The organism is Bradyrhizobium sp. Pa8 (assembly GCF_052588265.1).
On sequence record NZ_CP176767.1, the window covers coordinates 5662482 to 5684606 of the forward strand.

Here is a 22125-nt window from a genome sequence, read left to right on the forward strand (position 1 = left end):
CGCTTCTGCGGGCGCACGCCGCCTTGGGCGAAGGCGACTCAATGGTCGCTCGCCGCCATCTCGCAACGCTCAACGACATTGCGATCCGTGACGAGATCGACGCGGTGATCCGCGCAGGTCTGCATGACGACGCTCTGAATCGCCTGCGTCTCTTCACCCATCCGAAATTTCCGTCCGCCGCCGAGTGCGAGAAGCACGTCGGTAGCGAGCGCCACTTTCACACGACCAAACAATGGAGCCTTCTGTGAAGTTCAAAATCAATCGTGACACTCTCGCCGACATCGTAACGCGCGGCGTATCCAGCGCGCCGAAGAACTCGCCCGCTGTGATCGCCAACAACGCGCGTATCGTTGTTCAGGATGGCACGATCTCCATCGCCACGACCGACTTCGAGATGATGGTCGAGGCGACCGGCACTTGCGAGGTCGAGGCTAACGGCGCGACCACCATCGACGCGATGAAGCTGAAGTCCGTCGTGGACCGGCTGCCGAAGGGCGTCGATGTCACCTTCACCATGGACACGGCAAAGTACGAACTGATCGCCAAGGCAGGCCGGTCCCGCACCACCTTCCCCACCCTCGCCGCTGAAGACTGGCCTGCTCGCGACTACGCCATGGATGGCGCACAGTTCGCGCTCGAAGGCTCCGATCTCGTCCGGCTGTTCGGTCACACCGCCCAGGCGCTTTCGACCCTGCCAAACTCGCCGATGCAGGGCGTCTTCCTTCACGTCGCCGATGATGGCAAGCGGCTCGCCGCCGTTGGCACCAACGGCACCATCCTCTTCAAGGCGACCGTCCCTGCGCCGGACGGTGCCGAAGACATGCCGATGAACGACAACCGTCCCGGCGTGATCCTCTCGGCCGAGACGGTCAACTCCGTGCTGCGGCTCTTCGGCAAGGCCGACGTGGTGAACGCAGTCGTCAACGCCAACTCGGTCTTCTTCTACACCGACACGACTCGCTTCTGCTCTTCGCTGTTGGTCGGCACCTATCCGAACTACCTGCCGCTGGTCTCGGCCCCGGCCCCCGAGAGCATCGTCGTCAGCCGCGAGTCGTGCGCGAGCACGGTCGCCCTGCTCGAAACGTTCGCCCTCAAAGAGTTGGGCCACCGCTTGCAGTGCGCCGGTTCGGAGGAAGGCTTCGTGATCGCGGTCGGCAGCCAGACCGGCGGCAGCGTTGACGTTGTCGAGGCGACGATCAACGGCGAGATCGCAGCGTTCGGCATCAACGGCATGTTCATGAAGACGATGCTCAACTCGTTCCGTGCGAGCAGCATCGCGCTCCACCCCGACCATCGCAATCGTCGCATCATGTTCCAGGCGGATGACGAACATCTGACCGGCGTCATCGCCATGATGAACATCGCGACCGATCTGGCCTCTGGTCCGAAGCATGAGTAGGACCCGCGACCGCGCCAACCGGCGCACCGTCACGATGCCCGATCGCGTCGGGCCTCATGTGAAACTCGTCTTCGCAGAGATGGCGCGGCTCCGCGTCACCTATGACGAGACCGAGGAAGGTTCCGGCGTCCGCCGCGCTTCGATCAAGGCGTGGCGACGCAAGAACAAGCCGGGTCTCGAGTCTCTCGAAGCGGTGCTTGGCTTCCTGGGGTGGGACTTCGTCGCGGTGCCCCGCGCGAAGGTTCTGCCCGAGGAAGTCCGCGCGGAGCTTCAGCCCGTCGCCGACAAGCTCGGCCTGACCATGCCGCAGACGGTAACGGCTCTGATCGAGATCGTCACCGGCATCCACGAACGCTTCCCCTTCCTCCGCGACCCGACTGCGATCAAGCCGGTGCGGTTCAAGGGCAAGCGGAAAGATCGCCTGACTATTCACCCCGACCAACACTCGCTCTTGCAGGAAGCCCCGACCCATGTCGCTCACTGACATCAACGATATCACCACGCAGCGCATGGTCGAGGCGGCGCGCTCGCGCAACGCGAAGCCCGAAGTGGAGTCGGTCGCGCTCGCTCTTCTCGACGCCCACTTCCGAACCTTCGAGATCAACATGCGGATCGACGCCGTGATCGCGGCCGTGCGCGGCGTCACGCGCAACGTCGAAGTCGAACGGGACGTTGCCTGATGGCGAGCAACTTCGCGTGGCTTGGAGACTGCCGCCTGATCGACGGGCAGGTCTTCATCGCTCGACCTCGCCCCGCCTCGCGTCTCGACAACGAGACGCTAAAGGAACAACTTCGCCGGGACGCCGTCGATCCCGAGAAGGCAGAAGATCGCCGCGTGAACATCGCGGCAAAGCAGGCCAAGCGTATGCGCGGCGTCGTCGTCGAGGTTAGGAGGAAGAAGATCAATGGCTAAGAGTTACAGGTCGCGTCTCGGTCAGGCTGTGTGTGACGCGAGCAATGAGCACGACGGCGCGTTCCGCTTCGATGCCGACATGCGGATGATCGCTTCCAAGTATCAGGTGTCGCTCGACGACCTGAAACGCGGCGTGGCGGACGTTCTCGCAGAACGCGCCGAGACCCGTGAGCGCGAACACAAGGCCGAGGCGTCCGAAGTGCTCGACGAGATCGGCGAGGCATTGGAGTCGCGCGGCTACGCGCACATGACCAACGGCCGCGACATCGGTGCGCTTCTCGATCAACTCGACTGCACGAAGCGCGCGCTCGATCTCGCCGTGGCAATGCTCGCGCCGTATGAGCCGGGCCATAGCTGCGCGGTGTCGGACGAGTTTGTCGCGCTTGCGGCCGTCTCCACCGGCGACACGACGCCCCAGGTGATGGAGGTCATTGACCGACCGCGCGACCCGGCGTCCTTCAATGCCGTCCCGGTCAACCTCGAAGTGGTCGTGTCGCGATGAAGGCCGCCAACGACAACGCCATCGGCAGGATTTCCGCCGATGGCGAGATCACCATCGAAACGCTCGAACGCTGCCTCGACCGACTTGCTATCGCCATGGAGCGGGCACCGCAGGGCGGCGAGGTCTACCTGCCGATCTTCGAACGGCTTGAGGCCGAGATCGAGACGAAGAAGGCGAGCGAGTCCACGATGGCTCGCGCGCTCCGTCGCGTCAGACGATAGATTTGTCGAACGGATAGACGATCTTCATCAACTCTTCCTGATATAGCTTCAGCGATCCGCCCGAGCCATACTGCTCGCGGTCGATGGTATGCCCCATCAGAATCTTCCGCAGTTCGTCGTCGATCCGGCCTTCCTTCAGGCGATCCTCGAACGTGTGCCGGAAGCCATAGAGCGTTTCCTTGCCGGTCGGCTGTAGCTTGTTCTCCTTGAGGAAGCTGTTCACCGTCGCCGACAACGTGTTGCCGCTTTCCCGATAGCGCTCGAAGCCGTCAGGGTGCAGCTTCATCACTTCGAGCGCGACGCCGACCAACGGGATGCGGCGGACCGACGACACGGTCTTCACTTCATGCGGTTCGTCGGGATCGAACGATGGCTCGACAAGGATGTGCGGCACCTTGTCGTGGAGCTTGATGCGATCCTTCCGCAGATAGCGAAGCTCGATTGGGCGAGCGCCTGTCTCGATGCTGACCAAGACGATATGGCGCGCGTCGGCGTTCAGGCCAGCGAGCGCTCCGGGCTTTAGGATCACGTCGCGGACCCATTCAATCGGAAACGGCAGCCGGCGCTTCTTGAACTTCTGATTGAAGGTCAGGCCCTCGAATGGATTGGCCCTGCCATCGACGCCGATATGGGCATAGTAGCGCTTGTATAGGATGCTCATGTCGCCCAGGCGGCGCTTGCCGAGCGAGGCCGACTTCTTCGCCGCCTTGGCATCCTTCGGCGCGATCAGCCCCTTGAAGTGCTCGAACATCTTCTTCGCATGGTCGCGCGTGATGTCTTCCATCGCGAGGTCTTCGCCGACGACCTTGGTGAAGGCTTCGACGGCGTACTTCTTGACCTTCTTCCACGCCTTCTTCTGCTCTTCGCTCTTGCCGACGATCTCGACCGCTGCGATCTCATTGCAGTAAATCTCGAAGGCTTCGGAGACCTTGACCCGTGGCCGGTCCACGCCGCCCAGGACGGCCGTCTCGACCGCCACCGGCGTCCGCAGATCAGAGATCGCAGCGAAGCGCCTGACGAGGTCTTCGATGGGTAGCTGCGCCACTTCCACCGCCGGGCGGTAGGCGAACCCAAGGGCCTCTGCACGGGCTCGGGAGACCTTATGAGCGGCCATCGCCGCGTCGGTCTTGCCGTCCGTCAGCATGGACGCCCACAGGACGTTGTCCGCTTCTTCGAGGATGTCCCGCTGAGCCCTGGCCTTCGCGAGGTCGTCTGTCTTGAGGGATTGCCGGATCACCGGCGCACGGTCTTCGAGATGCACGACGACCTTCGGGACTCGCCGCCAGTAGTAATAGACGCCGTCCCGCATGAGCAGAAAGCGATCCTGATTTTCCTGTCTTACCAAGCTGCGCTCCCCGCGCGTGTATCACAGAACATATCCCGATTTGTATCACACCAACCGCGAGAACGGGAAGAGACGGAAAGACACCGCGAGGATTTCGCTGCGTTTTCAATCAGATAACAATTTGGGGAGGGCCTGTGTTTGGTGCGCTCGGAGGGACTCGAACCCCCACGATTTTACTCACTGCCACCTCAAGGCAGCGCGTCTACCAATTCCGCCACGAGCGCTTTGGGGATGCCGGCTTAGGGCTTGCGGCCTGCCGGATCAACGGCGCCGATCTAACAAATCCATCAGAGGGGTACAAGCCTGCAAAGGCCCAGAATTCCACAAGCTTGGCAGGGAAAATCCGGACCCCTCCCCGGATCGGCCCTATCGTGTGCCCCGGCCCTACCGGGTACCCGGGCCGCTATCGCGTGCCCGTCGTGCGCGGCAGCATCTGCTTGACCTCGACCGCGATCCGGTTGCGGTCGACCAGCACCACGCCGGAGGCGACCGGCAGATTGTTGGCGAGAACCTTGACCTCGTCGGCCTCGGTTGCGTCCAGCTCGATGATGGCGCCGCGGGAAAGACGTAATACTTGATGGATCGGCATGGTGGTCGTCCCGAGGACGACCATGAGATCCACGGTGACTTTATCGAGAGTGGGCACTGTCAGGACCGCCGCAACTTGGGACTTAAGCCAAAGGACTTGGCATTTGCTCCCCAGATGATCACCACGTTATGGTTAGCCAATGGTTAATTCGCCTCAAAACCCCCGCCAAGACCTCGATTTGACGTCGTTTTCCGCCTCCACCGGCGAACCCGTGGAGTGGCGAATCTCGGACGCGCCGGTGCCCTATCCGGAGGCCGTGGCCGCCATGGAGGCGCGAGTCGCTCAGATCGCCGCCGGCGAGGCGCCCGAGCTGGTCTGGCTGCTCGAGCACCCCCCGCTCTACACCTCCGGCACCTCGGGCAAGGAAACCGACCTGCTCGATCCCCGCTTCCCGACCTTCGCCACCGGGCGCGGCGGGCAGCTCACCTATCACGGGCCCGGCCAGCGGGTGGCCTATGTCATGCTCGACCTCAAGCGGCGCCGGCCGGACGTCCGGGTCTATGTCGCGAGCCTGGAGGAATTGATCCTGCGGACGCTTGCCGCCTTCAACGTCCGCGGCGAGCGGCGCGAGGACCGGGTCGGCGTCTGGGTGAAGCGGCCCGACAAGGGGCCCGAGCACGAGGACAAGATCGCCGCGATCGGCGTGCGGCTGAAGCGCTGGGTCTCGTTCCACGGCATCGCCATCAATGTCGAGCCGGAGCTGTCCCATTTCGCCGGCATCGTGCCCTGCGGCGTCGCCGACCCCCGCTACGGCATCACCTCGCTGGTCGATCTCGGCCAGCTCGTGACCATGGCCGATGTCGACGTCGCGCTCCGGCAGGCGTTCGAGGAGCTGTTCGGGCCGACCCGCGCGCTGGTGGCGGAAGCGGCCGTCTAGCGTTTCCTGTTGGACGCACACCGCCCGCATTCTCCGCAGGCGCGGAATCGGCTACGATCGATTCCGGTGCCGCCCACGCCTCCCCCCTCCGCCGGGAAAGCAGACATCATGCCGGGCGAATAGATCATCGGACCGACTGTTCGAGCGCCAGGCATAAGGAGGGATTGCGCTTTCTGCTCGCAATGGGAGGTTTTGACGATGAGACTCTCTGCGCCGATCTATCATCTGAAGCGACGAGCCAAGCGCCTGTCGCGCGAGGAAGGCATTCCGCTCCACGACGCGCTTGACTGCATCGCTGCGACGGAAGGGTTTTCCGCCTGGAGCATGCTCGCGGCAAAGGCCGCCGCACTCACGCCCGCCAATCGCCCGCAATTCCGCCCGGGCGATCTGGTGCTCGTGGGCGCGCGCCCCGGTCAGGCAAGACCCTGATGAGCCTCGAACTTGCCGTGGAGGCCATGAAGTCGGGCCATCGCGCTGCGTTCTTCTCGCTCGAATACACCGAGAAAGACGTCTTCGACCGCTTGCGGGCGATTGGCGTGGACCCCGCGCAATTCGCGGAGATGTTCGAGATCGACTGCTCCGACGCCATCAGCGCCGACTACGTCGTCAAGCAGATGGCCGCAGCGCCTCGTGGCACGGTCGTGGTGATCGACTATCTGCAACTGCTCGACCAGAGGCGGGAAAATCCTGATCTCGCTGTTCAGGTGCGCGCACTGAAATCCTTCGCGCGCGACGCCGGGCAGATCGTCGTCTTCATCTCGCAGATCGATCGATCCTATGATCCGTCGGTCAAGCCGTGCCCAGACCTCGACGATGTCCGGCTGCCGAACCCGCTGGACCTCAAGCTGTTCGACAAGACGTGCTTCATCAACAACGCCGAAGTCCAGTTCCGCGCGGCGAGCTGATGGCTTCAGGCCGCGGGTGAGATTCTTCACCCGCGGCTTGCGACCTCACGCCGCCTGCAACGCAACTTCGAGCTTGCCGGCAATGTAACGCCGCTCCTGGGTCAGGCCGCCAAAGCCGTAGGCGTCGCCCTTGACCTCGTCGACATGCAGGTACGTCTCGGGATGCAGCGGGCCCAAAATCTCGGCCATGCGCTTGAACATCGCGGCGAGATAGGTCGCCTTCTCGTCCTTGGTGTTGGTGCCTTCGCTGACATGGATGTCGATCCAGTAGCTGGCAAGCTTCTGCTCGGCGAGCGACTTGCCGCCGGCGAACCAGTCGCTCGCCTCGACCGATTTCACGATGATGGCGGTGACCTTGGGATCCTTGTGCAGGATCTTTGCGGTGAGCTCGGACACGGCGTTGGCGATATCGGCCTTCAGCGACGGCGACTGGCGGGAGGTGGTGTAGGACACGGTGATCAGCGGCATGGTCGTTCTCCTCAAGATGCTGCGCGGAGTTTGCGCGGCGTTGGTGAGAAGCTAGACCTTGCCTCGTCATTTTGGTATCTTATCCTTGTTGATACCAGTGATAACGATACGAAATGACAGCAACCCTCGACATCGCCACCATCAAAGCCTTCCTGCTGGTCGCCGACCTCCAGAGTTTTACGCGCGCCGCCGAAGCGCTCGGCACGACGCAGGCCGCCGTCAGCCTGAAGCTTCAGCGGCTGGAGACATTGCTGGGAAAACGCCTCGTCGAGCGCTCGCCACGCGCGGTCCGGCTCACCGCCGAAGGCGCCGCGTTCCTCGACCGCGCCCGCGCGCTGATGGAGGCGCATGACCGTGCACTGTCGGGCGAGGCCCCGGCCGCGCAGTCGCTCTCGCTTGGCATCTCCGATCACGCCGCGGGCCCCGAGCTGGTGCCGCTGCTCGAACGCCTGCACGCGATGTCCTCAAGTCTCACCCTCGCCGTCACCATCGGCTTCTCGCGCGAGATGCAGGACGCTTACGACGCAGGTCAGCTCGATGCCGTGATCGTCCGCCAGGAAGGCAGCCGCCGCGGCGGCGAAAAGCTGGCCGAAGACGAGTTCGGCTGGTTCGCCGCGCGACGCTTCACCCTGCCGAAGGGTGAGCCGCTACCGCTCGCAACCCTCGCCCCGCCCTGCGGCGTCCGCGCCATCGCCGTGCGCGCGCTCGACAAGGCCGGCCTCGCCTGGCGCGAACGCTTTGTCGGCGGCGGCGTTACGGCGGTCGTTGCGGCCGCGCTCGCCGGGCTTGCAATCGCACCGCTGGCGCGGCGGATCGCGCCTCCCGGCCTGGTCGACATCGGCCCTGCGCACAAGCTGCCCAAACTCGGCAGCTCGAAAGTGATGCTGCATTCGAAGGTCAGCGATCCCGCCAAGCTGACAGCGCTGCGCGCGGTCGCTGCGACGTTCCGGAGCGTCGCGGCTTAGCTCGCAAGTCACCCCTTTTCCGTGCCGGCAAATCTGCCTGCGACATACCAATAACCCAACCCGGCGAAGCAGCCGGCGACCACGAACAGCCAACCCAGTTCGGCGAATGAAGCGAAAGAGCGGTAGAGCGCCATCTGGCTCGCGGCTCCGATCAAGCCGCCCGCAGGAATAAAGAATGCGAGCGATCGGATACAAAACCGTTCGCTCAGCCAGATAGCCGCAATCGACGGAATACCACTGAGCACGCAAACGAAGAACAAGATCAGTGGCACGCCGATCACGATTGCGGAGACAAAATTCAACGGGGACATCGGGGTGACGCGATTGAAGCCGGCCAACGCCAGGAGGAACAGGAGGAACAGCTCGATAACGGCCGTCGCCGTGAGGCATCCGCCAAGCCAGCCTCGTGTCGTCCGGGCGCAGGTCTCGCAAGCCATGACATCAACTCACAGGATCGCCTCAAACGCGCTGCGCAGCGTCTCGTGCCTGAACACAAAACCGCGGCTCAGCGCCTTGTTGGGCAGCACGCGCTGACCGCCGAGCAGGAGTTCGTCGGCAAAGCCGCCGCCGATCCGGCGCAGCAGGCCGCCGGGGATACGAAACACCGCGGGGCGGTGCAGGCGACGGCCGAGCTCTTCGGTGAATTTTGCATTGGTGACGGGGATCGGCGCGGTGGCGTTGACGGGCCCAGTGAGATCGGGCGTCGCCATCACATAGGCAATCAGCCGGATCAGATCGTCGCGCTCGATCCAGGACATCCACTGCCGCCCGGTGCCGAGCGGACCTCCGAGGCCGAACTCGAACGGCGTCAGCATGCGCGTGATGAAGCCGCCTTCGGTGCCCAGCACGAGGCCGATGCGCAAACAGACCACGCGGACGCCGAGCTCCTCGGCCGGCCGCGCCGCCTTCTCCCAGGCCGCGCAGAGCTCGTGGCTGAAGCAGGCGTGAGACTTGGCCGATTCCGTCAGCACCTGGTCGGCCCACAGGCCGTACCAGCCGATCGCGGAGCCACTGACGAGCACCTCCGGCTTGCGCTCGAGCCGCGCGATCAGTTTTACGACCTCGCCGGTCATGTCGATGCGGGAGGCAAGAATCTTCGCGCGCTTCGCCTCGGTCCAGAGGCCGTTGCCGATCGGCTCGCCGGCAAGATTGACGATGGCGTCGATTGGCGTGTCCGCGGCGAGCTGATCAAGGCTGGTGATCAGTGTGACCGGCGGCGGCAACATCTCGGCCTTGGCGGGGTTGCGGATCAGCGCGATGACGTGATGCCCTGCCCCGCTGAGGCTCGCCGCAAGGCGGCTGCCGATGAAGCCGGTCGCGCCTGATATCAGCACGGTCTTGCGGCCGGGTAGCTTTTCGACGAGCCCGTGCGCGGGCACGCTTTTCATGCGGCCGAGCCGACGCATCGCGGCAAAATCCCTGACGCCGCACAGCGCCGCGCCGACCGCGCAGGCGGTCGCGGCGATGCTGAGCAAGTTCTGATACAGGACGGTCGCGCCAAACGGCTGCATCCCCCAATCGATCAGCACCGGCAACAGCAGCACCAGGATGGCGCCGTAATTGATCGCGAGCAGCGTGTGATTGATGCGCTCGCTCGGCGGCAGTTTCCGGCTCAGATCCTCCTCGACGAAATCCATCAGCGTGATCACGATCTCGGCGACCAGGACTGCCACGATCAGCAGTGCCAGCACGCCATGGACTTCGAGCCAGCCAAGCACAAGGAACAGCAGCGCATAGAGCATGTTGCGGATCCCGTGCAGCTGCAGCTCGAAACGCTGCGACGGGCGCCAGGCCAGGCGCTCGGTGAATTCGTGGTGATAGAAGGTGTCGAACACGCCCATCACGATCTGGATGGCGATGAGGGTCCACAACAGCGGCGTCATGATACGGCCTCCCTGAAGACGGCGGACTGGTGGATCAGCGCGCCGTAACGCGGGTGAGTGACATCGAGGGTGAAACGAAATGCGCCTTCGCCGAGATCGCTATGCGTCACCGTGAGATCGCCGGGCGTGAGCCATTGCGGCAGCGGGATCCACAAGCGTCCGAGCTGGAGTCCGTAACCGGCACTACGGAAGGTCAGCACCTGTCCCTCGACCGCGATGCGGAGCGCCATCGAGACGCCGAAGCCAACATACTCTTCGAGCCCGGTCGGGCCGGCAAAACGCTTGGCGGAATGGATCACCTGCGGAAAGCCGCGCTTGCGCGCGCCGATGCGGGTCCAGGTCTGGCCGCCGGTCGCGCCGTCCTCGGTGACGGTCACAATCATGGGGGCACCGGTGTCGCGGCCGGTCGGCAGCGGTCCGCCGATCAGGCGGGCGGCTTGCGCGAACCACCAGCCGATGTCGCTGAAGCTGACCTCATCGACCACGCCGACATAGACGACGCTGTCGCCGTCGGCGACGCGTTTTGAAAAGCGCCGCCAGGTCGCGAGCGGCAGCCGGCCCCAATCCTCGTCCGACAGCAATGCTCGGAAGCGGCGGTCGTCGAGTAGTTTGACGTGAACGGAGGGAGATGCGCTGGAGCCTGATAATCGAGCCGACGTCATCGCACCCTCCTCAACGTTATTTGGCTTTGCCCAGCGGCAGCAGGTTCGCGATCTTCTCGCCAAGCCGCATCAAGGCGACCAGCCGCGGGCGCGGCACCTTCAGCATCTGCATGAACCAGTGGTCGGCGAGTTCGGTGAAGGCGAGCATCTCCTTCAGCCGTTTGGCTGCGACCGGATTGATGGTCGGATCATCTGCGGCATCGGACACGCACGCCCTGAGCGCCGTGATCGCCGGATCGAGCTCCCGCTCCTTGCGCCGCGCCGCGATCCGGGCCGCAACCTCCCAGATGTCGGTCTCGGCCTCGTAATGGTCGCGGCGGTCGCCGAGGATCGGCACCCGCCGGATCAGATTCCAGGCGAGCAGCTCCTTCAGCGAGTTCGAGACATTGGAGCGCGCCATGCCGAGCGTGTCGGCGATGTCCTCGGCCGTCATCGGCGCCTCGGCGAGATAGAGCAGCCCGTGGATCTGGCTGACCGAGCGGTTGACGCCCCACCCGTCCCCCATGTCGCCCCAATGCAGGATGAAGCGCTCGACGGCGGCGGGCAGTTTCTTCTTTCCGGTTATTTCTGTCATGACAGAAATATCTGACGGACGCGACTGATTGTCAAGAGCGCTCGGCGGCTTGCGTCCTGCATACCGTCCGTCGTATTTGCCTAAAAACGACCCAGAGAACGGGAACCAAACGCCCTTCCGGGCGTTTGCCCGGGTTCCAGGCGGGTTGAGAATGACGACAAAGTCCAGTCAACAGAGAGACTTGTTCGAAAGCGAGCGCAGTTTTCGGCTGTTGGTGGAAGGAGTCGCGGACTACGCGCTCTACATGCTCGATCCCACCGGGATCATCACGAGCTGGAACATCGGCGGCGAGCGGATCAAGGGCTATTCGCCCCAAGAGATCCTCGGCCAGCATTTCTCGCGCTTCTACACCGAGACCGATCGCGCCAACGGCAAGCCCGCGCGTGCCCTCGGCATCGCGCGGGACCACGGCCGCTACGAGGAGGAAGGCTGGCGCGTCCGCAAGGATGGCACGTTCTTCTGGGCAAGCGTCATCATCGATCCGATCTACGAGCACGGCGCCCTGGTCGGCTTCGCCAAGATCACCCGCGACATCACCGAGCGGCGCAATTCGCAGCTCAAGCTCGAAGCGATGCAGAGGCAGCTTGCCGAGTCGCAGAAGTTCGATGCGCTCGGACAGCTCACCGGCGGCGTCGCGCACGACTTCAACAACCTCCTGATGATCATCAGCGGCAGCCTTCACATCCTCAAGAAGCGCGATGAGGACGAAGCCAAGATTCAGCGCGCGATGTCCGCGATCGAGACCGCAACCAAGCGCGGCGCCGCACTGACCGGCCAGCTCCTGACCTTCGCGCGACGGCAGAGCGTCAATCCCCAGGCGATCCGCCTCGGCGACCGCATCGAGGCGATCCGCGAAGTGCTTCACGCCGGCGTCGGAAGCGCCGTTCGTCTCGCCTTCGACATCGACCGCGAGGTCTGGTCGGTCAAGACTGATGTCTCCGAGCTCGAGACAGGGCTGCTCAATCTCGTCATCAACGCTCGCGATGCCATGCCCGACGGCGGCACGGTGACGGTCGGCGCACGCAACGTCGTCCTGGATGATCCGCTCCACCGCGGCGAGTTCGTCGCCATCACCGTCGCCGATACCGGGCTTGGCATCCCCTCCGACGTCGTCGACAAGATCTTCGAGCCGTTCTTCACGACCAAACCCGTCGGAAAAGGCACCGGCCTCGGCCTGTCGCAGGTGCACGGCTTCGCTCATCAGGCGGGCGGCACGGTCAAGGTCGCAAGCGAGCTCGGCAAGGGCACGACCTTCACCATCCTGCTGCCGCGCGAAACCGCGACCGCACCAATCGATATCCCTGAAGCGGTACCGGTTCCCGGCAGCGGCACCGTGCTGCTGGTCGAGGACAATCCCGACGTCGCGATCGTCAGCATCGGCTTGCTGGAGCAGCTCGGCTATCGCGTGCACCGGGTTGCCGACGCCGAGTCCGCCTTGCGCGAACTCGAGAAGAACGGCGTCGACTTCGTGTTCACCGACATCGTGATGCCCGGCAAGATGGACGGGCTCGGTCTCGCCCATCATCTGCGCCAGACCCGCCCTGGCCTGCCGATCCTGCTCGCAACCGGCTACAGCGAAGCCGCCGCCGATGTCCGCGGCGACTTCCCGATCCTGCGCAAGCCCTACGAGATCCACGAACTGAGCGAGGCGATCTCGAAGCTGCCAAGGTGATAGCACCAAGCTTCCACAGCGTCATGGCCGGGCTTGTCCCGGCCGGAGAGCGCACCTACACCGTCGGCAACACCGAAAACGCTTCCCCCGCCCTGCGCAGATTCAGCTCATCGACACTCGCCGTCTCGCTGGTGACGCTGTCCACGCGCGAGGACGGCGGGCCGTGGCGGCACAGCGCGACCATGTCGGCGACGTGCTTCGGTGTGCCTGCGAAAAGCGCCTCCACGCTGCCGTCGCGGCGGTTGCGGACCCAGCCTTCCAGCCCGCACGTGGTGGCTTGATACTCGACCCAGGCCCGATAGCCGACGCCCTGCACGCGACCGCGGATCATGACCTGGAGGATTGCCTGACTCACTTTTTCAGCCCGAGAAAGTCGGCGCTGCGCGCCTTGACGTCGGCCTCGCGCATGACGCGGTTGGTCAGGTCCGGCGATGGCAGTCCTTTGAGGTTCTTCGGCGGCGTACCCTCGCGCAACGCTTTCTGCGTCTCGTAGACGGCCTGCGTGGCAGCCGCGATCGGCGCGTGGCCCTGAAGCGCGATGCGCACGCGCTGGTTCGCGAGATAGTCGATCGCGTTCAACTCGTCCGGCGCACCGCCGAGCACGATCGGAAGGCGCGTAGCGGCGACGATCGCCTCGAGCTCGGCGCGCGACTTGATGCCGGTGAAGAACAGCGCGTCGACGCCGGTTGCCTCATAGGCCCTGGCGCGGCGGATCGCATCCTCGATCGAGGTGACCGAGGCAGCTCCAGTACGGCCCATGATGACGAGCGAGGGATCGCTGCGGCCATCCAGCGCCGCCTTCATCTTGCCGACGCCTTCTTCCAGCGAGATCAGCTGTGTCTTTGCCTCGCCAAAGGCGGCCGGCAGCAGCGTGTCCTCGATGGTGAGGCCGGCGGCGCCAGCGGTCTCCAGCTCCTGCACGGTGCGGCGCACGTTGAGCGCATTGCCATAGCCGTGATCGGCATCGACCAGCACCGGCAGCGTCGCCGCGCGCGACATCCGCCGCATCTGCTCGGCAAGCTCGGTGAGCGTGATCAGCGTGACATCGGGGTCGCCGAGCACCGCGAGCGAGGCCACCGAGCCGCCGAACATGCCGAGCGGAAAGCCGAGATCTTCGGCGATGCGGATGGAGATCGCGTCATAGACCGAGCCGGGATGAACGCAGGCCGAGCCGGTCAGGATCGAACGCAGTTTTTCGCGGCGGGAACGAAAGGCCATGGTGCCCTCTCAACTGTTGCGACGCAGCCGCAACATACTCCGTCATTGCGAGCGCAGCGAAGCAATCCAGAATCTTTCCGCAGACGCAGTCTGGATTGCTTCGCTGCGCTCGCAATGACGGTGTTGGTGGGGCCAGTGAGGGCCCCACTCACTTGCTTTACGCAAACTCCAGAATCAGCGCGTCCACCGCGAGCGTCGCGCCCGCACTGGCGTGGATCTTCTTCACCGTACCGTCCTGCTCGGCGCGGAGCACATTCTGCATCTTCATGGCTTCGACCACCGCGAGCGTCTCGCCGGCCTTGATCTCCTGCCCTTCGGTCACCGCGATCGAGACCACGAGGCCCGGCATCGGGCAAAGCAGCTTCTTGCCGCTGTCGGAGGCCGTGGTCACCGGCATCAGCCGGGCCGAGGCTGCTTCCGCCTCGGTCCAGACATAGACCGGCACCTCGACGCCCTGATGCGCAAGGCGGATGCCGTTGGCGATCGGGCGCGCCTGCACCGCGACGAAATGGCCGTCGATGGTACCCTGCCAGACCGGATCGCCCGGCTTCCACGGCGACTGCAGCAGATGCGCGTTGCCGGCCTTGCCTTCGGCATCGATGAATCGGATCGCGATGGCCTCGCCTTCGCGGGCGACCTCGAGCAGAATCTCCTGGCGGTCGAGCCAGACCGCGCGGCGACGCTCGCGCTGCACGATGCGGCCGCCCATCTGGCCCGAGATCTGCCGCTTGCGCTCCCCGAGCACGTGGTCAATGGCGGCGCCGACCGCCGCGATCCGCCGCGCGACCTCGCCTTCGGGCACGCGCACAGCAAAGCCCTTGGGGAATTCCTCGGCGATGAAACCGGTCGAGAGCCGTCCCTCGCGCCAGCGCGGATGGTGCATCAGCGCCGACAGGAATGGGATGTTGTGCCTGATACCCTCGACATAGAACGAATCCAGCGCGGTGGCCTGCGCCTCGATCGCGGCCGCGCGCGACGGCGCATGCGTGACGAGCTTGGCGATCATCGGATCGTAATGGATCGAGATCTCGCCGCCCTCCTGCACGCCGGTGTCGTTGCGCACGGTGATGCCGTCCTGGCTGGCTTCGGCCGGCGGGCGATACTTCACGAGGCGGCCGATCGAGGGCAGGAAGTTGCGGAACGGGTCCTCGGCGTAAAGGCGGGATTCCACCGCCCAGCCGGTGAGCGTCACGTCCTTCTGGCTGATCGCGAGCTTCTCGCCCGCGGCGACGCGCAGCATCTGCTCGACGAGGTCGATGCCCGTGACGAGCTCGGTGACGGGATGCTCGACCTGAAGGCGCGTGTTCATCTCCAGGAAGAAAAAGCTCTTGTCCTGCCCCGCGACGAACTCGACGGTCCCGGCGGAGTCGTAGTTCACCGCCTTGGCCAGCGCGACGGCCTGCTCGCCCATCTTGCGGCGGGTGGCCTCATCGAGCAGCGGCGACGGCGCCTCCTCGATGACCTTCTGGTTGCGGCGCTGGATCGAACATTCGCGCTCGCCGAGATAGATGACGTTGCCGTGCTTGTCGCCCAGCACCTGGATCTCGATGTGGCGGGGATCGACGATGAACTTTTCGACGAAGACGCGGTCGTCGCCGAACGAGGCTTTCGCCTCGGCCTTTGCAAGGTTGAAGCCCTCGGCAACCTCGGCCTTCGAATGCGCGATGCGCATGCCCTTGCCGCCACCGCCGGCGGAGGCCTTGATCATCACGGGATAGCCGATCTCGTCGGCGATCTTCACCGCGTGCTTGTCGTCCTCGATGACGCCGAGATAGCCCGGCACGGTCGAGACCTTGGCCTTCGCGGCGGCCTTCTTGGATTCGATCTTGTCGCCCATCGCGGCGATCGCGCCCGGGTTCGGGCCGATGAAGACGATGCCGGCGGCCTCCAGCGCGCGCGGAAACGCCTCGCGCTCGGACAGGAAGCCGTAGCCGGGATGCACGGCCTCGGCGCCCGTCTTGCGGCAGGCCTCCACGATCTTCTCGATCACCAGATAGCTCTCGGCGGCTGCGGGCGGGCCGATCAGAACGGCCTCGTCGGCCATCTCGACATGGAGGGCATCGCGGTCGGCCTCGGAATAGACCGCAACCGTCTGAATTCCCATGCGGCGAGCGGTCTTGATGACCCGGCAGGCGATTTCGCCGCGATTGGCGATCAGAATGCGTTTGAACATGCTTTTCTTGAGTCTCGACCTTGGGCGGGACCCTTCCCTGGCCGTTGGGGCCTGCGGGGACGGGCCGTGTGACCCCCGTGGTACATCAAAATCGGCCGGAGGCAACGGTCTAAATCCGCGCCCTCTGGCGTACCAGCGCAAGACCGAAATGAGCCTGATGAGCCCATGAGCGGACCTACGGCTTCGCGGCCTTGGCCACGTCCCTGACCAAGCCGTGAATGAAGCCCAGCTTGCCGACCACGGCCGGAGACAGGATGAAGGGATAGAGGTCGCGCAGCCCCATGGCGCGGTTGACGCTGTTGATGGCGAAGGTGAAGGGCAGCCATGCATTGACGAGCGCCTCGACGTCCCTCGTCTCATAGGGGTTGAAACGGATGCGCGCCGTCAACTCCCCGTCGCGATCGACCCTGGGGCGCACCTCCATCCCGAACTCGGAGGCCATCTCCAGGGTATCGACGATGTGGAGGTAGTGCGCCCAGGTCTCGGCGAAATCCTCCCAGGGATGCGTGGTGGCGTAGGCCGAGACGTAGGTCTGCTGCCAGTCCGGCGGCGCGCCGTCGGCATAATGGAGCTGCAAGGCCTGGCCGTAATCGGCGGAATCGTCGCCGAACACGGCGCGGCATTGCTCCAGCCTGTCGCCCTCGCGCACCAGCACGTCCCAGAAGTAATGGCCGACCTCGTGGCGGAAATGTCCGAGCAGCGTGCGGTAGGGCTCGCCCATCTCGAGCCTGCGCCGCTCGCGTTCGATCTCGTCGGTCTCGGTCAGCGCGATCGTGATCAGGCCGTTATCGTGGCCGGTCATGATCCTCTGCCCGCTGTTCGGATCGTCGGCGAGGAAATTGAAGATCAGCCCATGTTCGGGATTTTCCTGCCGGGTCTGGAGCGGCAGCTTCCAGCGGATCAGGGAATAGAACAGCCGGTGTTTCGCCACCTCCAACTCGCGCCAGCCGGCGAGCTGAACCGGATCGGACAGATCGGGCACGATGCCGTTGTGGCGGCAGGCGCGGCAATAGCCGGTGGTATCGCCCGCATCCGTCAGCCAGTTGCACGCATCGTACTCGGCATTGCGGCAGAGCATCCGCCCCTTGCCCTTGTCGGCGAGCGTCATCCAGGCCGCGCCGTCGGGCTCGATCGCCGACATCGTCTCCTTCTCCGGCAGGAACGCGACGCGGTGGCCGCAGCGTTCGCAGGCGCGGTTCTCGAAATAGAGGACGTTACCGCAGTCCTGGCAGACAAAGAGCTTCAAGATTTAGCCTCTTCGGGAAGGGAGTTTTATGATTAAGAGTTGCGGCGCCTCGCAAATACGCTCACGGGGGCTCATCGTTCCAACATTCGGGAACAAATAGCCAGACCCGGCGTTCGTTCATACCCGCCCCTGCGATCGGTGGGCCCTTTCCGTCCTTATCCCCTTTTGAGCAATGGCTATCACGCTTCGTCTGTGGGAATATCGGCCCGGCACGTGCGCTCTTGCATCACAACGGCCGACACCTTGAACGATCCCTTGCCCGATATCACCGCCGCCGAAAGGCTGCGCCAGCACCTCGAGGAGATCGCGCGCGAGCGCGACAACGCCTATCACGCGCTCCAGGAGCGCGAGGCAGAGCTGGCGCGTATCCAGCGCATCGGCAAGGTCGGCGGCCTCGAGGTCGACTTCCGCGAAGGCTTCAAGAACCGCCGCTCGCCCGAATATCTGATGCTCCACGGGCTGCCGCCTGAGGCCGCCGACGAGTCGCATGAGGATTGGGTCAACCGCATCCATCCCGAGGATCGCGACGCCGCGGTCAAGCACTTCCTCGATGCGCTGGCCGGGACGAACGAAGACTACACCGCCGAATACCGCATCATCCGCCCCAACGACGGCGAGATCCGCTGGATCCGCGTTGTCGCCAAGTTCGAGCGCGACAGCGACGGCCGCGCCATTCGCCTCGTTGGCGCCCATATCGACATCACCGCCCAGGCGCTCGCGCGCGAGACGCTGCGCGAGAGCGAGGAGCGTTTCCGGCTGATCGCCGACAGCGCGCCGGTGCCGATCTGGGTCACGAAGCTCGACCGCACGCGCTCCTTCGCCAACCAGGCCTATGTGGACTTCGTCGGCCTGCCCTACGACCAGGCCATCGCCTTCGACTGGCGCAAGGTGCTGCATCCCGACGACCTGCCGCATGTGCTGCAGCAATCGGTCCAGGGCGAAGCGTCGCTGAAACCGTTCGTGCTGGAGGCGCGCTACAGGGACGCATCCGGCGAATGGCGCTGGCTGCGCTCGGAATCGCAGCCGCGCTGGGACCCGACCGGCAAGCATATCGGCTTCATCGGCGTCGCCCACGACATCACCGTCGCCAAGCAGGCCGAGATCGAGCTGCGGCAACTCAACGAGACGCTGGAAGAGCGTATCGTGGAGCGCACCGCCCAGCTTGAATCCAACGAGGCGCGGCTGCGCGCCATCCTGGAGACCAGCAACCAGTATCAGGGCCTGGTCAATCTCGAAGGCGAACTGCTCTATGCCAACAAGACCGCCCTCGACGGCATCGAGGCGAGCGCCGCGGACGTGATCGGCAAGCCGTTCTGGGACACGCCCTGGTTCACTGGCACCCACGGCATGAGCGCAACCGTGCGCAAGGCCTTCGACACCGTGCTCAGAGGCGAAGCGGTGCGGCTGGAGATGCGCCTGCGCCTGCCCATCGGAGAGCGCGATTTCGACTTCGGCATGCGTCCGGTGCTCGACCGCCACGGCAACATCACCGGTGCGGTGCCCGAGGCCGTCGACATCACCGAGCGCCGCCGCGGCGAGGAAGCGCTGCGGCAGTCGCAGAAGATGGAGGCGATCGGCCAGCTCACCGGAGGCGTCGCCCACGACTTCAACAATCTCCTCACCATCATCCGGTCTGCGACCGACTTCCTGCGCCGCCGCGAGCTGCCGGAAGAACGCCGCCGCCGCTATGTCGACGCCATCTCCGACACCGTGGAGCGCGCCTCCAAGCTCACCGCGCAGCTTTTGGCCTTTGCGCGCAGGCAGCCGCTCAAGCCACAGATCTTCAACGTCGGCAGCCAGGTCGAGGGCGTGGCGCAACTGGTCCGGCCGCTGGTCGGCGGCCGCATCGAGATCAGCGTCGAGGTGAACGATGCCGACTGCTTCACGGTGGCCGACATCGCGCAGTTCGAGACCGCGCTGATCAACCTCGCCATCAACGCCCGCGACGCCATGGATGGCGAAGGCCGCCTCACCATCGCCGTGCGCAAGGTCGCGGGCATCCCGAGCCTGCGTGCGCAGTCGGCGCGCGGCGGCGACTATGTCGCGATCTCGGTCGCGGATACCGGCGACGGCATCGCGCCTGAATACATCGACGCCATCTTCGAGCCGTTCTTCACCACCAAGGAGGTCGGCAAGGGCACCGGCCTCGGCCTCAGCCAGGCCTTCGGCTTCGCAAAGCAGTCGGAGGGCGACATCGCGGTGACGAGCGCGCGCGGCGAAGGCGCGACCTTCACCATCTACCTGCCGCAGGCGCGCAGTCCTGCCGCGGAGAAGGACGCTGCGGCACTGACCAGCGAAGCCGCCACCACCGGACGCGGCTATCGCGTGCTCGTGGTCGAGGACAATGACGACGTCGGCCAGTTCTCGACCGAGCTGCTGGAAGACCTCGGCTATGTCGTCCGCCGGGTCGCCAACGCCAATGCGGCGCTCGGCATTCTCGGTGAGAACGAATTCGCCGTCGACCTCGTCTTCTCCGACGTCATCATGCCCGGGATGAACGGCGTCGAGCTCGCCGGCATCATTCGCGAGCGCTATCCGGGCCTGCCCGTCGTGCTCACCTCCGGCTACAGTAACGTTCTCGCCGAGAACGCGCATCGCGGGTTCGAGCTGATCCAGAAACCGTATTCGGTGGAGTTGCTGTCGCGCATTTTGCGCAAGGCGATCACGGAGAAGCTGTCGGTGGCGCGGTGAGAGATAACCGATGAAACCCGCCCTCTTTTCCGCCTGGCAGACCTGGGCGCTGCTCTCGGCCTGCTTTGCGGCGCTGACCGCGATCTTCGCCAAGGTCGGCGTCGAGAACATCAATCCGGATCTGGCGACGTTCATCCGCACGATCGTGGTGCTGCTCGCATTCTCGGTGCTGCTGTTCTTCACCGGCCAGTTCGCGGTGCCGTCGGCGGTCTCGTCGAAGACCTGGCTGTTCCTGGTGTTGTCCGGGCTTGCGACTGGCGCATCCTGGCTGTGCTATTTCCGTGCGCTGAAGCTCGGCCCCGCGACACTGGTGGCGCCGATCGACAAGCTCAGTGTCGTGCTGGTGGCCCTTTTCGCCTTCGTCTTTCTCGGCGAGCGTCCGACTGGACAGGGCTGGCTCGGCATCGCCATGATCGGCGCCGGCGCGGTGCTGCTGGCCGTGAAGTTTTAGGGACGGAACAAAGCTGGCGTGAGATCGGTTTCTGGCCGGTCGTTTCCCAGCCTTGATCGAGAGACCGATGCCGAGCCAAGCCTCCCATCACCCCGCCGACCAGACGAGACGCGCCGGCCGCGCGCTGGATGCAGCCAACTTCTTCCTCGCCGACGTCCGCGACGGGCTCGGGCCTTACCTTGCCGTCTATCTCCTCACCGAGCAGCACTGGGACGAGGCGCGCATCGGCCTCGTGATGTCGATTGCGACCATTGCCGGCATCATGGCGCAGACGCCGGCTGGCGCGCTGATCGATGCGACTCGGGCGAAGCGGCTGGCGATGGTCATCGCCGCCATCATGGTGACGCTGGCGTCACTGTCGCTGCCGCTGTTTCCCGCCTTCCTGCCGGTCGCGGTCTCACAAGGGATCGCGCAGGCCGCCGCCGTGATCTTTCCGCCGGCCATCGCCGCCGTCTCGCTCGGCATCTTCGGCCATGCCGCCTTCACCCGGCGGATCGGCCGCAACGAGACCTTTAATCACGCCGGCAATGCAGTCGCCGCCGGGCTGGCGGGACTTTCCGCCTATTGGTTCGGTCCGACCGTGGTGTTCTACCTTCTCGCCGCCATGGCGGTCGCGAGCCTCGTGAGCATTCTCGCGATCCCCGCCCGCGCCATCGACCACGACCTCGCCCGCGGGCTGCACGACGCCGATACCGGTGACCGGCCGGAACAGCCCTCAGGTCTCGCGGTGCTCCTGACCTGCCGCCCCCTCCTCGTCTTCGCGGTCTGCGTCGTGCTGTTTCACCTGTCCAACGCGGCCATGCTGCCGCTGGTCGGGCAGAAACTCGCGCTCCAGGACAAGAACATGGGCACCAGCCTGATGTCGGCCTGCATCGTCGCAGCCCAAATTGTGATGGTGCCGTTCGCGATGCTGGTCGGCGCGAAGGCCGACCGCTGGGGCCACAAGCGCTTCTTCCTCGCCGCATTGTTGATTCTGCCCATTCGCGGCGCGCTCTATACGCTCTCCGACAATCCGTTCTGGCTGGTCGGCGTGCAGCTTCTGGACGGCGTCGGCGCCGGCATCTTTGGCGCGATCTTCCCCGTCATCGTCGCCGACCTCATGCGCAACACCGGCCGCTTCAACGTCGCGCAGGGCGCGGTCATCACCGCCCAGAGCATCGGCGCGGCGCTGTCGACGACGCTTGCGGGCCTCGTCGTGGTCGGTGCCGGCTACAGCGCGGCGTTCATCACGCTCGGCGCAGTCGCCGCGATCGGTGCCATCGTCTGCCTCCTCGCTTTGCCCGAGACCCGGCATGGTATCTTGCAGGCACAGGGGAAGACAGCGGCTCCAGCATCGGTTATCGCTGCCGAATGAACCGACCAAACCTCAAG

24 protein-coding genes, 1 tRNA gene and 1 pseudogene are annotated in these 22125 nt (G+C 65.0%); 14 read left to right on the forward strand and 12 right to left on the reverse strand.

The genetic code is table 11. The annotated features are described in order from the left end of the window. Window positions 1-23: 23 nt before the first annotated feature. From ACKWRH_RS26645 to ACKWRH_RS26675, 7 genes are all read left to right on the forward strand, one after another. Window positions 24-248, forward strand: a complete 225-nt coding sequence (locus ACKWRH_RS26645; protein ID WP_445215945.1) for a hypothetical protein — start codon at window positions 24-26, stop codon at window positions 246-248. Further along, entirely contained in the window at window positions 245-1399 is a 1155-nt protein-coding gene (locus tag ACKWRH_RS26650; protein ID WP_445215946.1) for a DNA-directed DNA polymerase, read from the forward strand. Before ACKWRH_RS26645 ends, ACKWRH_RS26650 begins: the two co-directional genes overlap by 4 nt. Next, on the forward strand, window positions 1392-1883 hold the full coding sequence (locus ACKWRH_RS26655) for a hypothetical protein (protein WP_445215947.1): 492 nt from the start codon (window positions 1392-1394) through the stop codon (window positions 1881-1883). Before ACKWRH_RS26650 ends, ACKWRH_RS26655 begins: the two co-directional genes overlap by 8 nt. Further along, complete coding sequence (locus tag ACKWRH_RS26660) at window positions 1870-2079, forward strand: hypothetical protein (protein WP_445215948.1); 210 nt, start codon at window positions 1870-1872, stop codon at window positions 2077-2079. Before ACKWRH_RS26655 ends, ACKWRH_RS26660 begins: the two co-directional genes overlap by 14 nt. Beyond that, entirely contained in the window at window positions 2079-2312 is a 234-nt protein-coding gene (locus ACKWRH_RS26665; protein ID WP_445215949.1) for a hypothetical protein, read from the forward strand. Before ACKWRH_RS26660 ends, ACKWRH_RS26665 begins: the two co-directional genes overlap by 1 nt. A gap of 79 nt (window positions 2313-2391) precedes the next feature. Further along, window positions 2392-2814 (forward strand): hypothetical protein, encoded by a 423-nt coding sequence (locus ACKWRH_RS26670; protein WP_445215950.1) that lies wholly within the window; start codon window positions 2392-2394, stop codon window positions 2812-2814. Then, on the forward strand, window positions 2811-3035 hold the full coding sequence (locus tag ACKWRH_RS26675) for a hypothetical protein (protein ID WP_445215951.1): 225 nt from the start codon (window positions 2811-2813) through the stop codon (window positions 3033-3035). The genes ACKWRH_RS26670 and ACKWRH_RS26675 overlap by 4 nt, the downstream gene beginning before the upstream one ends. Here the strand turns inward: ACKWRH_RS26675 and ACKWRH_RS26680 are convergent. The 3 genes from ACKWRH_RS26680 to ACKWRH_RS26690 form a co-directional block, all read right to left on the reverse strand. Continuing rightward, window positions 3025-4380: a DUF6538 domain-containing protein gene (locus ACKWRH_RS26680; protein ID WP_445215952.1), complete on the reverse strand. Its 1356-nt coding sequence runs from the start codon at window positions 4378-4380 to the stop codon at window positions 3025-3027. The genes ACKWRH_RS26675 and ACKWRH_RS26680 overlap by 11 nt on opposite strands. A 139-nt stretch (window positions 4381-4519) precedes the next feature. Next, window positions 4520-4604: transfer RNA gene (locus tag ACKWRH_RS26685), tRNA-Leu, on the reverse strand. A 179-nt stretch (window positions 4605-4783) separates the two neighbouring features. Beyond that, window positions 4784-5026 (reverse strand): FliM/FliN family flagellar motor switch protein, encoded by a 243-nt coding sequence (locus ACKWRH_RS26690; protein WP_015685538.1) that lies wholly within the window; start codon window positions 5024-5026, stop codon window positions 4784-4786. Window positions 5027-5108: 82 nt separating this feature from the next. On the opposite strand from ACKWRH_RS26690, the gene lipB reads away from it, so the two are divergent. Continuing rightward, window positions 5109-5846 (forward strand): lipoyl(octanoyl) transferase LipB, encoded by a 738-nt coding sequence (lipB, locus tag ACKWRH_RS26695; protein ID WP_445215953.1) that lies wholly within the window; start codon window positions 5109-5111, stop codon window positions 5844-5846. A gap of 198 nt (window positions 5847-6044) precedes the next feature. Next, a pseudogene (locus ACKWRH_RS26700) lies at window positions 6045-6751 on the forward strand (DNA helicase). A gap of 45 nt (window positions 6752-6796) precedes the next feature. On the opposite strand, the gene ACKWRH_RS26705 reads toward ACKWRH_RS26700, so the two are convergent. After that, window positions 6797-7219 (reverse strand): tautomerase family protein, encoded by a 423-nt coding sequence (locus ACKWRH_RS26705; protein ID WP_445215954.1) that lies wholly within the window; start codon window positions 7217-7219, stop codon window positions 6797-6799. 113 nt (window positions 7220-7332) lie between these two features. Between ACKWRH_RS26705 and ACKWRH_RS26710 the strand changes: the two genes are divergently transcribed. Continuing rightward, window positions 7333-8184 (forward strand): LysR family transcriptional regulator, encoded by an 852-nt coding sequence (locus ACKWRH_RS26710; protein ID WP_445215955.1) that lies wholly within the window; start codon window positions 7333-7335, stop codon window positions 8182-8184. A gap of 8 nt (window positions 8185-8192) precedes the next feature. On the opposite strand, the gene ACKWRH_RS26715 is transcribed toward ACKWRH_RS26710, so the two are convergent. From ACKWRH_RS26715 to ACKWRH_RS26730, 4 genes are read right to left on the reverse strand one after another with little or no spacing between them, the layout of a single operon-like run. Then, window positions 8193-8621 (reverse strand): hypothetical protein, encoded by a 429-nt coding sequence (locus ACKWRH_RS26715; RefSeq protein ID WP_445215956.1) that lies wholly within the window; start codon window positions 8619-8621, stop codon window positions 8193-8195. A 9-nt stretch (window positions 8622-8630) separates the two neighbouring features. After that, on the reverse strand, window positions 8631-10067 hold the full coding sequence (locus tag ACKWRH_RS26720; protein WP_445215957.1) for a TIGR01777 family oxidoreductase: 1437 nt from the start codon (window positions 10065-10067) through the stop codon (window positions 8631-8633). Next, complete coding sequence (locus tag ACKWRH_RS26725) at window positions 10064-10729, reverse strand: DUF4166 domain-containing protein (protein ID WP_445215958.1); 666 nt, start codon at window positions 10727-10729, stop codon at window positions 10064-10066. Before ACKWRH_RS26725 ends, ACKWRH_RS26720 begins: the two co-directional genes overlap by 4 nt. 16 nt (window positions 10730-10745) lie before the next feature. Beyond that, window positions 10746-11303 carry a GbsR/MarR family transcriptional regulator gene (locus ACKWRH_RS26730; protein ID WP_028153219.1) on the reverse strand — a complete coding sequence of 186 codons (558 nt, stop codon included), beginning with the start codon at window positions 11301-11303 and terminating at the stop codon, window positions 10746-10748. 151 nt (window positions 11304-11454) lie between these two features. On the opposite strand from ACKWRH_RS26730, the gene ACKWRH_RS26735 reads away from it, so the two are divergent. Continuing rightward, window positions 11455-12975, forward strand: coding sequence for an ATP-binding protein (locus tag ACKWRH_RS26735; protein WP_445215959.1), 1521 nt, complete (start codon window positions 11455-11457; stop codon window positions 12973-12975). A gap of 55 nt (window positions 12976-13030) precedes the next feature. On the opposite strand, the gene ACKWRH_RS26740 is transcribed toward ACKWRH_RS26735, so the two are convergent. From ACKWRH_RS26740 to ACKWRH_RS26755, 4 genes are all read right to left on the reverse strand, one after another. Beyond that, a complete protein-coding gene (locus tag ACKWRH_RS26740; RefSeq protein WP_445215960.1) occupies window positions 13031-13330 on the reverse strand; it encodes an acylphosphatase in 300 nt (99 codons plus the stop codon). Continuing rightward, on the reverse strand, window positions 13327-14193 hold the full coding sequence (locus ACKWRH_RS26745) for an isocitrate lyase/PEP mutase family protein (RefSeq protein ID WP_445215961.1): 867 nt from the start codon (window positions 14191-14193) through the stop codon (window positions 13327-13329). The genes ACKWRH_RS26740 and ACKWRH_RS26745 overlap by 4 nt, the downstream gene beginning before the upstream one ends. Before the next feature lie 157 nt (window positions 14194-14350). Next, window positions 14351-16366 (reverse strand): acetyl-CoA carboxylase biotin carboxylase subunit, encoded by a 2016-nt coding sequence (locus ACKWRH_RS26750; protein ID WP_445215962.1) that lies wholly within the window; start codon window positions 16364-16366, stop codon window positions 14351-14353. A 175-nt stretch (window positions 16367-16541) separates the two neighbouring features. Then, window positions 16542-17612 carry a zinc-binding metallopeptidase family protein gene (locus tag ACKWRH_RS26755; protein WP_445215963.1) on the reverse strand — a complete coding sequence of 357 codons (1071 nt, stop codon included), beginning with the start codon at window positions 17610-17612 and terminating at the stop codon, window positions 16542-16544. A 213-nt stretch (window positions 17613-17825) separates the two neighbouring features. On the opposite strand from ACKWRH_RS26755, the gene ACKWRH_RS26760 reads away from it, so the two are divergent. From ACKWRH_RS26760 to ACKWRH_RS26770, 3 genes are all read left to right on the forward strand, one after another. Beyond that, window positions 17826-20303 (forward strand): PAS domain S-box protein, encoded by a 2478-nt coding sequence (locus tag ACKWRH_RS26760; protein ID WP_445215964.1) that lies wholly within the window; start codon window positions 17826-17828, stop codon window positions 20301-20303. 10 nt (window positions 20304-20313) lie between these two features. Next, entirely contained in the window at window positions 20314-20754 is a 441-nt protein-coding gene (locus tag ACKWRH_RS26765) for an EamA family transporter (protein ID WP_445215965.1), read from the forward strand. A 67-nt stretch (window positions 20755-20821) separates the two neighbouring features. After that, window positions 20822-22108, forward strand: coding sequence for an MFS transporter (locus ACKWRH_RS26770; protein WP_445215966.1), 1287 nt, complete (start codon window positions 20822-20824; stop codon window positions 22106-22108). Window positions 22109-22125: the final 17 nt, after the last annotated feature.